Origin of the sequence: Geomonas paludis, assembly GCF_014193585.1 — a bacterium.
Taxonomy (GTDB): Bacteria; Desulfobacterota; Desulfuromonadia; order Geobacterales; family Geobacteraceae; genus Geomonas; species Geomonas paludis.
In genome coordinates this window covers 1-15,694 of record NZ_BLXY01000023.1, presented here as the reverse complement: position 1 = coordinate 15,694, position 15,694 = coordinate 1, and the positions used below count along the sequence as shown (strand labels likewise).

The following is a 15,694-nucleotide window of genomic DNA, read 5'->3' as shown; positions in this document are numbered from 1 at the left end:
TTCTTTGACCGGCTCGATGACAGTGTTGCTGAAAGAGGTACTGACACAGGATGACAGCCGCAAGTATAACGCAAAACGTTTACCAATGTGAAAGGTATTATGCTAGAATATTTCGCACTAACTTCGGCGGCCCCCTTTTACAGCTAAGAGGATCAGACGTGCCAGAGACTGAAAACCGTAAGCTAGAAGCACAGTGGAACGTGGCCGAGGATAGCGACCGCCACGACGATCCCCTTCTCGACTCGCTGCTTTTGGTGGCCAAGCTGCACGGGCTGCCGGCATCGCGCACGGGTCTCACCGCCGGGCTCCCCCTGGTGCAAAACCGCGTCACGGTGGAGCTCTTCCCCCGCTGCGCCGAACGGGCCGGTCTCTCCTCCCGCCTGGTGAAGCGCCCCCTGGAGCGCATCTCGCAGCTGCAGCTCCCCGCCATCCTGCTCCTGCACAACCGGCAGGCCTGCGCGGTGGTGGAAAGGCTCCCGGACAAGGACAGCTTCAGGATCCTCCTTCCCGAAGCCGGCACCGGCGAGAAGACGGTGACCCGGGCCGAGCTGGAGAAGCTCTACACCGGCTTCGCCATCTTCGTCCGCCCGCGCTACCGCATCGGCAAGTCCACCAGCGTCACCCGCGATGAAGGGAAAGGGAACTGGTTCTGGAGCGCCATCACCTCCTCCTGGCGCATCTACCGCGACGTCCTCATCGCCTCCTTCCTCATCAACGTCTTCGCCCTGGTCAGCACCTTCTACATCCTGAACGTCTACGACCGGGTCATCCCCAACAGCGCCTACGAGACCCTCTGGGTGCTCTCCATCGGCGTCACCGTGGTCTACCTCTTTTCGGTCTTGATGCAGGGGCTGCGCGGCTACTTCGTCGACGAGGCGGGCAAGAAGGCCAACCTGAAGATCTCCTCGCTCCTGTTGCAGCGGGTCCTGAACCTGCGCCTGGAGGCGCGCCCGCAGTCCATCGGCTCCTTCTCCAACAACCTCAGGGAATTCGAGACCATCCTCGACTTCATCACCTCCTTCTCCATCACCGCGGTCATCGATCTCCCCTTCGTCGTCCTGGGGCTGATCGTGATCTGGTACATCGGCGGGGGCACCATCCTCACCATCTTCCTGGTCAGCATCGCCCTGATGCTCATCTACTCCGCCTTCATCCAGGCGCCGCTGCGCCGCGCCGTCGAGAACACCTTCGCCGCGTCGAGCCAGAAAAACGCCATCCTGGTCGAGGGGCTCGCCGGCCTGGAGACGGTGAAGATGCTCGGCGCCGAGAGCCACGTGCAGAGAAGCTGGGAGGACGCGGTCAGCTACATCTCCACCTGGAGCGCCCGCTCGCGCTTTCTCTCCTCCTCGGTGAACCACGTCTCCTTCCTGGTGCAGAACCTGGCCGTGGTCGCCCTGGTGGTGGCCGGGGTGTACGCCATCGCCATGCGCGAGCTGACCCAGGGGGGGCTGGTGGCGCTGGTGATCCTGTCCCGGCAGGTGGTGGCGCCGGTGGCCCAGGTGGCCAACCTCGCCACCCGCTACCACCGGGCCAAGGAGGCCTACCGCGCCCTCGATGACATCATGAAGCTCCCGGTGGAGCGCCCGGCCGGCAAGACCTTCCTGCACCGCCCCCGCTTCAAGGGGGGGATCGGGGTGAAGGGGCTCACCTTCGCCTATCCCGGCCAGACCGTCAACGTGCTCAACAACATCTCCCTGCAGATCGCCCCCGGCGAGAAGGTCGGCGTCATCGGCCCCATCGGCTCCGGCAAGACCACGCTGGGCAAGCTCCTTTTGGGGCTCTTCGAGCCCGCCAGCGGCATGGTCACCATGGACGACACGGATCTCAGGCAGATCGACCCGGCGGAACTGCGGCACTACGTGGGCTACGTCCCGCAGGACATCTCGCTCTTCAAGGGGACCGTGCGCGAGAACCTGACCCTGGGCGCCGCCGACATCGACGACCACGCCATCATGCGCGCGGCGGATCTGGCCGGGGTCGGCGAGTTCGTCAAGAAGCACCCCATGGGCTTCGACATGGAGGTGGGCGAGTTCGGCCGCGGCCTCTCCGGCGGCCAGCGCCAGTGCGTGGCCATCGCCCGGGCGCTCCTTCTCGACCCGCCGGTGCTGGTCTTCGACGAGCCGACCAGCAACATGGACAGCCGGGCCGAGGTGAGGCTCAAGAACCACCTGGCGGAGGGGGCCAAGGAAAAGACCATGGTCCTGATCACGCACCGCGCCTCGCTCCTGGAGCTCGTGGACCGGATCATCGTCATCGACAACGGCACCGTCATCGCCGACGGTCCCAAGGCAACGGTCCTCGAAGCGCTGCAGCGCGGGCACCTGAACATCTAGCGGAGAATACGACGTGGAGATAAAAGCAGCCAAGAACAAGGGTAACGGGGTGTTCCGCAGGATGCCCGAAGACGACGTCGACTACGTCACCGACATCAGGACCTCGATCCTGGTGCAGACCCCGCGCGGCGGCCGGGCCATCCTCTGGGCCACGCTGGGGCTCTTCGTCATCTTCATCGGCTGGGCGGCGGTCTCCGAGGTGGAGCAGACCACCAGGGGCGAGGGGAAGGTGATCCCGGCCAGCCAGGTGCAGGTGATCCAGAACCTGGAGGGGGGCATCCTCTCCGAACTGCACGTGAAGGTCGGGGACACGGTCAAGAAGGGGCAGCTCCTGTTGAAGATCGACGAGACCCGCTTCGTCTCCTCGCTGGAGCAGAGCCAGGCGAAATCCGGCGCCGACAAGGCCAAGGCGGCCCGCCTGCGCGCCGAGGCGGCGGGCAGCACCAGCTTCTCCGTGCCCAGCGACGTGCCGGCCAGCATCGCCGCCAGCGAGCGGGCCCTGTTCGAGTCGCGCCGGGCCGAACTGAAACACTCCATCGAGGTGAAGCAGTCCCAGATCGACCAGCGCCAGAGCGAGCTGAGGGAACTGAACACCCGGCTGCGCGAGCTGAACCAGACCTACTCCCTGTACCAGAAGGAGATCAACATCACCAAGCCGCTGGTCGCCAAGGGAGCGGTCTCCGACATGGAGCTCTTGCAGCTCGAGCGCAAGGCCAGCGAGATGAAGGGGGAGATCGAGACCATCAGGCAGTCCATCCCGCGCACCCAGGCCAAGATCGACGAGAGCTACGCCGCCATGAAGGAGTTGCGCCTCAGCTTCTCCAACAAGGCCAAGGCCGAGTACAACGAAACCGCGGCCAAGGTGGGCGAAGAAACCGCATCGTCGCTGGCGCTCAAGGACCGCCTGGACCGCACCCTGGTGCGCTCCCCGGTGAACGGCACCGTGAACCGCATCCTGGTCAACACCATCGGGGGGGTCATCCAGCCGGGCATGAACATCGTCGAGATCGTCCCCACCGAGGGGACCCTGCTCATCGAGGCCAGGATCAAGCCGGCCGACATCGCCTTTCTAAAGCCGAACCAGAAGGCCATGGTCAAGTTCTCCGCCTACGACTACACCATCTACGGCGGGCTGGAGGCGCGCCTGGAGCAGATCGGCGCCGACAGCCTCACCGACGAGAAGACCAGGGACACCTACTACCTGGTCACGCTGAGGACCGACCGCAACTACCTGGGGACCAGGGACAAGCCGCTCCCCATCATCCCGGGGATGGTGGCCACGGTGGACATCCTGGCCGGCAAGCGGACCATCCTCTCCTATCTCCTGAAACCGATTCTGAAGGCGAAGTACTCGGCGTTGCGCGAGAGGTGATTACATGCTGATCCTGCTGGCAAGTGCGAACGGATCCCTCTCCAACCGGTGGCAGGGCCTGGTAGCGGAAGGGAACCAGGTCCGGGAATGCCGCACCCTGAGCGAGTTGAAGCAGCAGGCCTCTTCCGGGGAGGTGGAACTGGTGCTCTTGCACCGCGAGCTGGTGGACGTGGCCGCCTGCGCCGACCTGCGCGCCGCGGCCCCGAAAGCGAGGCTCTTTCTCCTCTCGGACCGCCCCGACCCCGAGGAGGGGCTTGCCTTTCTCAAGGTGGGCATCGTGGGCTACGCCAACAGCTACATCGCCCGTGACAACCTGCAGGAGGCGCTGCGCGTGGTAGCAGGCGGGGGGGTGTGGCTGGGACAGCAGGTGATCCAGCAGTTGATCCTGGAAGCCGCGCAGAACAGCGCGGCGGCGGGGAAAGAAAGAAACACCGAAAAGCTCCTGGCCCCCCTGACCCCGACCGAGCGCCGGGTCGCCGAGATGGTGGCGGCGGGGAGGACCAACCTCGAGATCGCCGCCGACATGGGCATCGTGGAGCGCACCGTGAAGGCCCACCTCACCTCCATCTACGGCAAGCTCCCCGCCGGCAACCGCTTGAGCCTCGCGCTCCTGGTCAACCAGGGGTAAGCAGCGACGGCGAAGGGGAGTTGCGAGGGGGACTGGCACCTGCGGAGCCAGTCCCCGTCCGTTTTACCGGCTCTGGAAGCCTCCGGCCAGGTCCATGACGCAGATGGTGCGGTACAGGGGATGCGGGCCGCAGGCGATGCCCACGGTGGTGTAGGAGCGGTCGAAGATGTTCTTTCGGTGCCCCCGGTCCGCGACGCCGTCGTCGATGATGAGCCCCATCACCACCTGCCTGGCCGTGTCCGGTCCGTAGCTGATGTTCTCCCCGAGGCTCGAACGCCACGAGCCGTACTTGTCGATCCTCTTCTTCATGTCGCTGCGCTCGCCGTGTCCCGTCTCCCCCGATCCCCCCTGCTCCCGCACCAGGTCCGCCGCCGCCCTGGCCAGTCCCGGCGACCACGACAGCGCCGGCAGCGGCCGCTGCCGCGACAGGAACTGCACCGCCTCGTCCAGGGCAGGTTTGCCTTCCGACGTCATCACCACGTTCAGCGATCCCGGCAGCCGGTACCCCTTGCCGATGAAGCTCTTTTTGAACTCCCGGATGTATTGTGCGTAGCGCTGCGGGTTCTGGCGTGCCGCGTTGGTCTCCGCCAGCACCCGTTGGCCGAGGTCGTCCGGTTCGGCGCAGGCAGTACCGGCAGTGAGGACAAGCATCAGGCAGGATAGCGCCAGGATTTTCCTGATCATTTCTTCCCCTCCAGGAGGGCGAGTCGGGTCTCGAACACCTTGAGGGCGTCCGCCAGGGTCGCCTCGATCTCGTCGCCGTAGACCGTGAAGTAGAGGTAGTTGCCCGAGTAGTGGTGCCAGTTGAGGTCCTCGACCAGGAGCGGTTCGAGGTAGCGTTCCATCTTTTCGTAGGGGTAGAAGGGGTCGCCGTTAGGCCAGGTGCGGCGCAGTTTCTGCGCCTGGTTTTCCGTGAGCGGAATGCGGTAGCGAACCGAAACGACCTGAACCTCCATGACACACCCTCCCCCGCAATGCAATTGCACCGCCCCTGTCAGACCTGTAGGGGCGAATAATCATTCGCCCCCTCCCGAGCAGACCACAAGAATAAGCGAGACTTCCGCTGATGTCCATCCCCTCTCCCGGAGGGAGAGGGGGAACCCTCCGACGCTCCCGCCTTTCCTTCCGCCGGCGGCCGAACAGAAAACGCCCCCCTTGGCAAGCCAAGGGGGGCGTTGTTCGAAAGCAGTTGCCGCCGGAAAAGCCTAAATGGATTTCCTCCACGCCAGTCTCCCCTCCAGCCAGCGCGAGAAGCTGGTGAAGGCGAAGCAGAGCACGAAGTAGACCGCCGCGATGAAGATGAAGATCTCGGTCGGGAAGGCCATGGTGCGGTTGTTGATCTGGGTGCCGACGTGGGTCAGCTCGGAAACCCCGACGATGAACGCCAGCGAGGTGTCCTTGATCAGCGACACGAACTGGTTCACAAACGACGGGATCATGTTCCTAAGCCCCTGCGGCAGCACGATGTAGAGCATGGCCTGCCAGTGCTTCAGTCCGGTCGAGACGGCCGCCTCGGTCTGCCCCTTGGGGATACCCTGGATGCCGGCGCGCACGATCTGCGACATGTACGCCGAGGTGAAGATGGTGAGCCCCATGATGACCGTGGTCGCCTCCGGCACCGTCTTGCCCATCAGGGCCGGCAGCAGGAAGTACATCCAGAAGATCACCATGAGCAGCGGGATGCCGCGCACCGCGTTGATGAACAGGTTCACCGGGTGGCGGATCGCCGCGTAGCGCGACAGGCTCAAGAGCCCCAGGATCAGCCCCCCGAAGAAGGAGAGGATGCAGGAGATCACCGCGAGGTACATGGTGAGCCCGAGCCCGCCCAGCGGCCCGTTCGGGTAGCGCCCGATCATGAAGTAGGTGAAGTTGTCTATGATTACCTGAAAGTTGAGTGCTTCTTCCATTTTCTTCTCCGTTTCCCGCGGAAAAATCCGCCGATCTCGTTACTGAACCCGTTCCCTAGGCGCGGTGCGGGTTGAGCACCTTCTTGTTGTACAGGTCCATGAGCGCCGTGATGACCACGGACAGCCCGAGGTAGACCACGGTGGCGGCGGTGAACGCCTCGAACCCCTTGAAGGTGTAACTCTCGACCTGGCGCGCCTGGTAGGTGAGCTCCATGACCCCGATGCTCATGGCCAGGGACGAGTTCTTGGCCAGGTTCAGGAACTGGTTCACCAGCGGCGGGATCGTGATCCTTACCGCCTGCGGCAGGATGATGTACTGCATGGAACGGAGATAGGAGAAGCCGGCGCTCCTGGCCGCCTCCATCTGCTCCTTGGGAATGGAGAGGATGCCCGACCTGATGTCCTCGGCGATGAAGGCCGAGGTGTAGATGGTGAGGGCGATGGCGGCCGCGGCAAACTCGAAGTTCGTGCTGTTCAGCCATTCGTTGACCGCCGTCGGGAGCACCTTGTACGAGCCGAAGTACCAGAAGAAGATCTGGACCAGCAGCGGGGTGTTCCGGAAAAACTCCAGGTAGGCGGTGGCGATCCAGCGCACGGGGCGGTAGTGGCTCATCTTCAGGACGGCGATCAGGAGCCCCAGGAGGAAGGCGCAGACGATGCCGACGGCGGAGAGCTCCAGGGTTACCTTGAGCCCGGAAACCAGCCATTCGAAATACTTGCCGGAGGTGACGATGGACCAGTCAAATGTGTACTTTAGCACGTGAAACCCCTTAGAGGCAGGTTGAAGCTGAGACTGAGACTGAGATTGAGATTGAGATTAAGATTAAGACTGAGACTAAAACTACCAGCATAACGCCCTTTTCTCAACTGAAGCTCAGCATCAACCTGGTTTGCTGTTGAAACGCAGTCAAGGTCGAGGTTGAGACTAAGTATGTTTTTTCTTAATCTCAACCTCAATCTTAATCTGCTTTTTTACTTGTCCGCTACGATCTTGAAGGTGCGCTTGAGCTGGAAGTCGGTGCCTTTGCCGAACCACTTCTCGAAGATCTTCTTGGCTTCGCCGCTCTTCTCCATTTCGAGGATGGTCTTGTTCACGAAGGCGATGAACTTGGCGTCGTCCTTCCTCATGCCCAGGCCGTAGGGCTCGTTGGAGATCTGGACGTTCGGGATCTCGAACTTCGCCTTGTTGGGGGCCTTGGCGAGGATGCCGGCCAGGATCGCCTCGTCGGTGGTCACCGCCTGCACCTTACCCTGCTGCAGGGCGAGGAACGCCTGCGGGTAGTCGTCGAAGGAGAGCACGGTCGCGGTCGGCAGGGCAGCCTTCACGTTCTGCTCGGAGGTGGAACCCTTGGCGGTGCCGATCTTCTTCCCTTCCAGGTCCTTCAGGCTCTTCACTTTGCCCTTCACAGTGATGAACTTCTGCCCGGTGGCGAAGTAGGTGTGGCTGAAGCCGATCTGCTTGGCGCGCTCCGGGTTCTTGGTCATGGTGGCGGCGATGATGTCGATGTTGCCTTCGGTGAGCTGCGGCATGCGGGAAGCGGAGGTGACCGGCTTCAGCTCGACCTTGACGCCCAGCTTCTTGGCGATGGCTTTCACGAAGTCGACGTCGTAGCCAACGATCTCGCGGCTCTTCTCATCGACGTAACCAAAAGGAGGGAGGGAGTCCTTGACACCGGCAACCAGGACACCTTTCTTCTTAACTTCGGCAAGGGTGTCGGCGGGAGCCGCGGCCATCGCCTTTCCGAAAGAACCAAACAGGGCCAAACCCATAACAACAGCAGCCAATCTTTTCACAGTACTCTCCTTTTGATGTTCGGTATTAACAGGCACCCGCGCCCGCCGCAGTGCATCCTGCGGCGTTCGGCGGATGAACAAGTTCTCTAGTGCATCGGCGACAGCAGCTGCTTCAGGAACTGCTTGGCGCGGTCGTGCTGCGGGTTGCGGAAGAACTCTTCCGGCTGGGCCTCCTCGAGGATGACGCCGTGGTCCATGAACACCACGCGGTCGGACACCTCGCGGGCGAAGCCCATCTCGTGGGTGACGCAGACCATGGTCATGCCGGTGCTGGCCAGGTCCTGCATGACCGCGAGCACCTCGCCGATCATCTCCGGGTCGAGTGCCGAGGTCGGCTCGTCGAAGAGCATGATGCGCGGCTTCATGGCCAGGGCGCGGGCGATGGCGACGCGCTGCTGCTGGCCGCCGGAGAGCTGGGTCGGGTAGGCGTCGCGCTTGACCGCGAGGCCGACGCGCTCCAACAGTTCCATGGCCTGCTCCTGCGCTTCCTTCTTGGGGGTCCTGCGGATCTTGGTCGGCGCCAGGGTGATGTTGTCGATCACCGAGAGGTGCGGGTACAGGTTGAACTGCTGGAACACGAAGCCCACCTCGGCGCGCAGCTTGTTGATGTCGGTCTTCTTGCTCCTGAGGTCCATGCCGTCGACGATCAGGCTCCCCTCCTCGATCGGCTCCAACTGGTTGATGGTGCGGATCAGGGTGGACTTGCCCGAACCCGAGGGACCGCAGACCACGACCACTTCTCCCTGTTTGACGTGGAGATCGATCCCGTTAAGCACGTGAAGCTTTTTGAACCACTTGTGGACCCCTTCAAACTTGATCATCTGCTGCTCCTTTTCTATTTGTTGCCAATCGAGTCACTCGAAGCTGCTGCACAGGATATGGGCAGTTTTCCCTGCCGGCCGCTCTCGCCAACCGCCGTTTGTTGAGCAGTAACGTGAGTCAAGCCTGCAGTGTGGCTTTATATACAGCAAGGCCGGTGCCAAAGACGGCGTAAACAGCTAACGACTCGGTTTGTTTTCCGAATACGCCATTTCGGGCACCAACATTAGAAACAATGGGGTATAACCACTTGTGGAAAGCTGTTTGAGAGAAGGAGGGAAGTAACGGAGAAAGGGGATTTTACGGCGGGTATAACAAACATTATAGGCTTAACGAAAGTTATACCCCATGACAAGGTCGGGTTGGCTGGAGGCGGCAACGGCAGTCTGAAGTCGGCAAGGGATCGTGTGCAAAAAAGCGGCAAAAGCAGCAAAACGCTTCTTTGAAAGGAAAGGCAGCCTTGAATGCACTGCCTCGAATTTGGGCACAGCGCTGGCTGACGCTGCCCGGCTCCCCCTCCCCTTGCGGGAGGGGGCTAGGGGGTGGGGGAAGACGCCATCTCAAACGATGGTGGCGCCACCAATACCTGTAGGGGCGAATAATCATTCGCCCCCCCAGCTACCCCAGCCACTGCCAACGCCCCCCTCCAACCTCCCCCCTCCGGGGGGAGGCTTTCGCCCTGCCCCGCTATTCTGCCTTGCCGTCCCTCTGCAACTTCAACCTCTTGCTCAGGGCCGGCTGCGAGATCCCCAGCATGCGCGAGGCCATGCTCTGGTTGTTGTCGGAGCGCCGCATCGCCTCGGCCACCAGCTGCTCCACGGCGGCGCTCAGGGTCGGTATCTCCGGGCAGGAATAAAAGACGTTCTGTTCGCCCGCCGCCGCGGCCTGTTCCGCCGGGACCTCCCCCTGCACCTCCATCGCCTGCCTGAAGCTGTTCATGGAGAGCATGCGCGAGGAGTGCACGCTCATGGCGTCGTAGACCATCGACCTCAGCTCGCGCAGGTTGCCCGGGAAACTGTAGTTCCCCAGCAGGGTCAGCAATTCCTTGGGGTAGCTGGGCACCTTCTTGCCGAAAACCTCGGCGCTCTCCTTGAGGAAGTGGTCCAACAGCAGCGGGATGTCGTCCTTTCTCTCGCGCAACGGGGGGATGTGGACGTGGTGTGCCCTGAGGCGGAAGTAGAGGTCCTTCCTGAAGCCGCCGGCGTCCTTCTTCTTGGAGAGGTCGTGGTGCGTCGCCACCACGATGCGCGCCCGGAGCTGCTTGGGCTGGTCGCTTCCCAGCGGGTAGTACTCACCCTCCTGCAGCAGGCGCAGCAGTTTCACCTGGCAGGGGAGCGAAAGGTCGCCGATCTCGTCCAGGAACAGCGTCCCCTCCGCGGCCTGCTCCACCATGCCGCTGCGGCTCTCGTCGGCGCCGGTGAAGGCCCCCTTCTTATGCCCGAACAGGGTGTCGGTGAAGACGTTGTCCTCGAGCCCCGCCACGTTGACCGGGACCAGCGGGCCGTCGCCGCGGCTCAAGGTGTGGATGGCGCGGGCGATCAGCTCCTTGCCCACGCCGCTCTCGCCGGTGACCAGGATGGGCTGGGTGCTCTTGGCCACCGCCTCGATGTACTGGAAGATGGAGCGCATCGCCTTGTTGCTGGTGACGATGGGAGCGAAGGCCTCCGGGCACTCCAGGCGGTCGTTCAGGAAGCGGCGCCGCATCTCCTTGTTTTCCAGCTGCAGTTCCTGCATCCGGATGGCGCGCCGCACCGACTCGAGGATGCGGTCCTCCTCGTCGGTCTTCACCAGGTAGTCGAAGGCGCCCAGGCGCATGCAGGAGACCGCCGTCTCGATCTGGTTCAGTCCCGACAGGACCACCACGGTCACCTCGGGATGTTCCTCCGCGATGCGGGCCAAAAGTTCCTGCCCCGAGAGGTAGGGCATGGTCAGGTCGAGCAGCACCAGGCCGATGTCGCCCCGGTCCAGCGCCCCCATCACCAAGCGGCTGTCGGTGAGCGCGGTGATGTTGCTGATGGCGCCGGGTCCCTCCAGCGTCATGCGCAGGCTGCGCAGCCAGGGTGCCTCGTCGTCCACCAGCAGCACGCCGAAGGCCGGATATAGTGCTTCGCTCATCTGCGACTCCTCTTTTATGCGGGGACTGGCTCCGCAGGTGCCTGTCCCCCTTTTAATCCGCCCGGGGACTGGCTCCGCAGGTGCCTGTCCCCCTTATCCTTCAAGACGGGCGAATGATTATTCGCCCCTACAGTCCATGCTCCCCTCGCCCCAGAGAGAGGGTGGGGGGTGAGCAGTCCTCCGTGTCCTCTGTGGACCTCAGAGACCTCTGTGTTCCGGGGTTGGCTTGCTCTGCAGCGCCGGCAACTCCATGGTGACCGTGGTGCCGAAGCCGGGCTGCGAATCGAAATTGAGCGTGCCGCCGTGCTGCTTCACGATCCCCGCCGAGATGGAGAGCCCCAGGCCGCAGCCCCCCTCCTCGCGCTTGGTGGTGAAGAAGGGATCGGTCAGCCGGGCCAGGTGCTCGGGCTCCACCCCCCTCCCCTCGTCGCGCACGGTCAATAGCACCAGGTCGCGGAAACGGTCGTGCCGGGTGGAGATCTGGATGCTCTTGCCGCTTCCCTGCAGCGACTGGGACGCGTTCAGCAGCAGGTTCACGATCACCTGCTCGATGCGCTGGCTGTTCCCCTTGACCCGCGGCAGGGTGTCGGCCAGGTGCGCCACGATCTGGTGCGAGCTCTTGGCGACCGTGTTCTCGACCAGGCGCAACGCGGCCTGGGCGCACTGGTTCAGGTCCAAAAGCTCGGTCAGGTCGGCGCTGTCGCGGCGGGCGAAATCCTTCAGTTCGGCGACGATGCGCTTGATGCGCTTGGCCGCGTCCTGCGTCTCGGACAGCATGTGCGGCAGCTCCTCGCGCAGCCGGTCGTAGCTGTGCCGTCCCAGCTTGAAGTCGCCGTGCTCTTCGCGGTACTGGTCCAGGATCGGCTGCGACCCGCGCAGCACCTCCTCGAAACGGGGCAGGTTCAAAAGGATCAGCCCGTTGGGGTTGTTGATCTCGTGGGCGACCCCCGCCACCAGAGTCCCCAAGGAGGCGAGCTTGTCGGCCTGCACCAGCTGGTCCTGGTGCAGGCGCAGCTTCTCCAGCGCGGCCTGTTTCTCGGCCACCTCGCGCGCCAGTTCCTCGGTGCGCTGGGCCACCCGCTTCTGCAGGGTCCGCGACCAGACCACGGTGCCGCCCAGGATCAGCAAAAGCGGCAGGGAAACCAGGGTCACGTAGCGCACCACCCGCGCCCAGGACACCGGCTGCGACTCCATCACCCCCAGCCACTTGTTGTGGATCTCCTGGAACTGCCCGGAACGCTTCAGGATGGCGAGCCCCTCGTTGAAGCGCGCCAGCACCTCGGCGTTCCCCTTCTTCACCGCGTAGCCGTAGGCCTGGGTCATGATCGGTTCGGCCACCGGGACGATCCGCTTCAGCCCCATCTCCTTTTCCAGGTACATCCCGGTCAGCCGCGACACCAGTGCGCAGTCCCCCCGCCCCTGGTTCAAAAGCCTGAGCGCCTCGGCCAGCGTGTCGGTGAGGATGAGGCGCGCCTTGGGGTCGAAGCCTTTCATGAAGTCATGCATGATGCTGTTCTTCATCACGATGACCTCCTTGCCGCGCACCTCCTCGATGGAGCGGATGCGCCGGTCGTCCCGGCGGATCCAGATGGACTGGAACAAAAGCGCGTGCGGCGTGGAGAAGTCGACCTCGTTGGTGCGCTCCTGCGAGAACGCCATCCCCTGCAGGATATCGACGTCACCCTGCTCCAGGGCGCGGCGCATGCCGTCCCACGGCCCCAGCGAGATCTCTACCTTGAATCCCATCACCTCGGCGATGGCGCGGGTCAGTTCCACGTTGAAGCCGGCCGGCTTGCCGTCGTGGTCGACGAACTCGTAGGGCGGATAGTTGAAGTCCCCCCCGACCACGACCACCGCTTTACCGACTCCGCCGCGGCCGAGCGAGTCGGCTCCTGCCGCTCCTCCCGACAGGGTCAGCAACAGGAACAGCAGCGCGACCAGGGGTAGGCGCAGTCGCACAGGACCGGCACCGGCGGCGCGGACTTTGCGGACGTGTTGTACCAAACGGAAAACGTGCAAGGGCAAGACACCTTAGCAGGGGATGAGCGGGACAGGACAATGGGAAATTAATGGCATAGACCGGCGGGTTATGTCAACCGCGATCAACCGGCCCCGGGGAGGCGGTACCTGGCTGCGCGGCCAAGATAATTGCATGGCCCCACTTGCTTTTTGGCGGGGGCCGGTATTATTTTTATCGTGACAATGGATGTAACCCCTCTACTGCAGGATCTACTATAGGTGATGACATGCGGCTATCTCTCTATCTCGAACATGGCGAACAGTTCTCCCGGGCCGCACTGAAACTTCCGGTGCAGACCCCAGTTGACATCGAGTCCACCCTGCTCAACTGCTACATAGAAGTGCTGCCAGTGGCGGCCTCCTATTACATGGGGCCTGAGCACCTGCCCGGCATCGAGTTCCCGCACCCGGACATCCGCGTGGTGTTCCAACTGAAAGAGCACCCGCAGGTGGCGGCGGTGTACTCCATCGATGTCTTCGTGACCGACGCGATGCTAAGCCTGATCAGCCACGCCCAGGGGCACACCCACGTGGACATCAACCGCCGGGCGGCGCACATCGAAAGGCTGATCTCCAACAAGCAAAACGGCCTCCTGGAACTGATCGGGTGCAACCACAACACCCTCATCGACCGGCTCACCCAGGCCTTCATCGGCCTGCGCAGCGCCTACCTCAACGCCCTCAACGAGGAAGGGTGCCTCCCCATCCCCAAGCACTACTAGCGCGCAGCCGGGGAACCGAATCGCTCGAGGCAGGGCCGGCACAGGCCCTCCTCGGGCTGCCACCCCGGGAACCTCTCCTGCACCTGCTCCACAACCACCGGGTCGTCCGCCCCCTGCGATCGGTGCAGCAGCTCCGGCACCTCCAAGCCGCACACCGGGCACCGCACCGCGCTGCTCTTTTCCTGGCGCATGCCCGCCGCCAGGTTGGCGCGCTGGCGCTGCAGGCAGGGAAGCCCCACAAGGGCGTCGCCCAGCCGCAGGTCCCCCGACTCCTTCCCTTTTTTACTCTGGCTCATGGCCTCCCCGCACGTTCTCCATCCCGTCGGCCTTGCGCACGGTAAGCCGCAGCCCGGTCACCGCCACCACCCGCACCTTCTCGCCCTGGCGCACCGGCTCATCGCTGGTTGCATTCCAGTATTCGCCGCGCAACAGCACCTTCCCCTCCGGTGCGAGGTCGGAATCCGCCACGCCAAGCTCCCCGATCATCCCCTCCACGCCGGTGATCGGTTTTTCCCGGTGCGCCTGGATCACCTTGACGACCACCACGGTGAAGAAGAGCACCGTCACTCCGACCGTTCCCGCCAGCACCTCCCAGGACAGGCGCAGGTACGGCTCGGGCGACGGGAAGAGCATGAGCGACCCGAGCACCATGGCCACCACGCCGGCGACCGCGAGCATCCCGTAGGAGACCACCTTGATCTCGGCGATGAAGAGGATGATGCCCAGAAGGATCAGCCCGATGCCCGCGTAGTTCACCGGCAGGGTCTGCAGCGCGAAGAAGGAGAGGAGCAGCGAGATGGCGCCGATGACGCCGGGGAGGATCACGCCCGGGTTGGCGAGTTCGAAGAAGAGCCCGGCAATGCCCAGGAGCATCAGCATGTAGGCGACGTCCGGGTTGCTGACGGCGTCCAGGACCCGGTCGCGGGTCCCCATCTCGTGGCTCACCAGCCGCGCCCCCGCTACGTGCAGCACGACCTCTTGCCCGCCCCGCTGCACCCGCCGCCCTTCCAGGCTCGACAGCAGCTCCTGCCGGGAGGGCGCCACCAGGTCGATCACCCGCTGTTTCAGGGCATCTTCGGCGGTGAGGGAGATGCTCTGGCGCACCATGCGCCGCGCCAGTTCCACGTTGCGGCCGCGTCTGGCCGCGATTCCGGCGACGTACGCCTCGGCGTCGTTAACCAGCTTCCCCTCCATGACCGGGTCCGGTTTGCCCCCCAGACCCACCGGGTGGGCGGCGCCGATGTTGGTGCCCGGCGCCATGGCCAGGATGTCGGCGGAGAGGCCGATGACAGCCCCGGCAGAGGCAGCCCGGGCTCCGGCCGGCGCGACGTAGACCGCCACCGGGACCGGTGCCGCGAAGATGGCCTGGACCGCCTCGCGCATGGCCGTGTCCAGCCCGCCCGGCGTATCCAGTTCCACCAGCAGGAGCCGGTCGCCGCGCTTCCCCGCCGCGGCCACGTTCTCCTTGAGGAAGGAGGCGCTGACCGGGTTGATCGGGCCCCGCAGGGACACGAGTCCCACCTGCGGCTCCTGCGCCCTCAAGCACAGCGGCAGCACCAGTATCAGCAGTACCCAAAACAGCCGTTTCATTTTCGGCACCTCCGTAAAGGAAAAGGCCAAAACCAAGGCAGGTTATTAACGCAAAGCCGCAAAGGCGCAAAGACAAACGAGAACGGCAAAACCTTAACGACTAGACGTTCAAGTTTTCTTTGCGGCTTTGCGTCTTTGCGTTAAAAATGTTGTTTCCCCCTGTTTTCCTGCTGTTAAAGCCGTTGATTTTGCAGCGTCTTGCGTCTTTGCGTTAGAAGCAGTTGCCTGGTTTCCTGCCTTTAAAGCCTTCGATTCTCCTGGCGCTTTTGCGTCTTGTATGTTTACGATCAAGCAGCTAGATTTTCTGTTCCGGGACATGGCAGTTTGTTCGCGTCTTGGGTTCGAGCCCGTCGCAAAGCGTAAAACGCCATGTCCTCTTCTTCACAGCCCGAACG

General features: G+C 63.5%; 14 protein-coding genes. 4 read left to right on the top strand and 10 right to left on the bottom strand.

Annotation, left to right across the window (positions count from 1 at the left end):
- The first annotated feature begins 158 nt into the window (after positions 1-158).
- Genes H7687_RS21445 through H7687_RS21435 form a run of 3 tightly spaced genes read left to right on the top strand, consistent with a single transcriptional unit; the run spans position 159 to position 4,333 of the window.
- Positions 159-2,333, top strand: a complete 2,175-nt coding sequence (locus H7687_RS21445) for a type I secretion system permease/ATPase (protein WP_183351266.1) — start codon at positions 159-161, stop codon at positions 2,331-2,333.
- A 13-nt stretch (positions 2,334-2,346) separates the two neighbouring features.
- Positions 2,347-3,705 (top strand): HlyD family type I secretion periplasmic adaptor subunit, encoded by a 1,359-nt coding sequence (locus H7687_RS21440; RefSeq protein ID WP_183351264.1) that lies wholly within the window; start codon positions 2,347-2,349, stop codon positions 3,703-3,705.
- Positions 3,706-3,709: 4 nt separating this feature from the next.
- A complete protein-coding gene (locus H7687_RS21435; protein WP_183351262.1) occupies positions 3,710-4,333 on the top strand; it encodes a response regulator transcription factor in 624 nt (207 codons plus the stop codon).
- A gap of 63 nt (positions 4,334-4,396) precedes the next feature.
- On the opposite strand, the gene H7687_RS21430 is transcribed toward H7687_RS21435, so the two are convergent.
- From H7687_RS21430 to H7687_RS21395, 8 genes are all read right to left on the bottom strand, one after another.
- Positions 4,397-5,017, bottom strand: coding sequence for a CAP domain-containing protein (locus H7687_RS21430; RefSeq protein WP_183351260.1), 621 nt, complete (start codon positions 5,015-5,017; stop codon positions 4,397-4,399).
- Complete coding sequence (locus H7687_RS21425) at positions 5,014-5,289, bottom strand: hypothetical protein (RefSeq protein WP_183351258.1); 276 nt, start codon at positions 5,287-5,289, stop codon at positions 5,014-5,016. Before H7687_RS21425 ends, H7687_RS21430 begins: the two co-directional genes overlap by 4 nt.
- 249 nt (positions 5,290-5,538) lie before the next feature.
- Complete coding sequence (locus H7687_RS21420; RefSeq protein WP_183351256.1) at positions 5,539-6,240, bottom strand: amino acid ABC transporter permease; 702 nt, start codon at positions 6,238-6,240, stop codon at positions 5,539-5,541.
- Between the two features lie 55 nt (positions 6,241-6,295).
- Entirely contained in the window at positions 6,296-7,000 is a 705-nt protein-coding gene (locus tag H7687_RS21415) for an amino acid ABC transporter permease (protein WP_183351255.1), read from the bottom strand.
- Positions 7,001-7,212: 212 nt separating this feature from the next.
- Positions 7,213-7,974: an ABC transporter substrate-binding protein gene (locus H7687_RS21410; protein ID WP_246405061.1), complete on the bottom strand. Its 762-nt coding sequence runs from the start codon at positions 7,972-7,974 to the stop codon at positions 7,213-7,215.
- A gap of 146 nt (positions 7,975-8,120) precedes the next feature.
- Positions 8,121-8,855, bottom strand: coding sequence for an amino acid ABC transporter ATP-binding protein (locus H7687_RS21405; RefSeq protein WP_183351253.1), 735 nt, complete (start codon positions 8,853-8,855; stop codon positions 8,121-8,123).
- Positions 8,856-9,540: 685 nt separating this feature from the next.
- Positions 9,541-10,968, bottom strand: a complete 1,428-nt coding sequence (locus H7687_RS21400) for a sigma-54-dependent transcriptional regulator (RefSeq protein ID WP_183351251.1) — start codon at positions 10,966-10,968, stop codon at positions 9,541-9,543.
- A 198-nt stretch (positions 10,969-11,166) separates the two neighbouring features.
- Positions 11,167-12,927, bottom strand: a complete 1,761-nt coding sequence (locus H7687_RS21395; RefSeq protein ID WP_183351249.1) for a transporter substrate-binding domain-containing protein — start codon at positions 12,925-12,927, stop codon at positions 11,167-11,169.
- Between the two features lie 287 nt (positions 12,928-13,214).
- Between H7687_RS21395 and H7687_RS21390 the strand changes: the two genes are divergently transcribed.
- A complete protein-coding gene (locus tag H7687_RS21390; RefSeq protein WP_183351247.1) occupies positions 13,215-13,709 on the top strand; it encodes a hypothetical protein in 495 nt (164 codons plus the stop codon).
- On the opposite strand, the gene H7687_RS21385 is transcribed toward H7687_RS21390, so the two are convergent.
- The gene (locus H7687_RS21385; protein WP_183351245.1) at positions 13,706-14,005 is read right to left on the bottom strand and encodes a hypothetical protein; all 300 of its coding nucleotides are present in this window, start codon (positions 14,003-14,005) and stop codon (positions 13,706-13,708) included. The two genes, H7687_RS21390 and H7687_RS21385, sit on opposite strands and share 4 nt — an antisense overlap.
- On the bottom strand, positions 13,992-15,299 hold the full coding sequence (locus H7687_RS21380; protein WP_183351243.1) for an NfeD family protein: 1,308 nt from the start codon (positions 15,297-15,299) through the stop codon (positions 13,992-13,994). The genes H7687_RS21385 and H7687_RS21380 overlap by 14 nt, the downstream gene beginning before the upstream one ends.
- Positions 15,300-15,694: the final 395 nt, after the last annotated feature.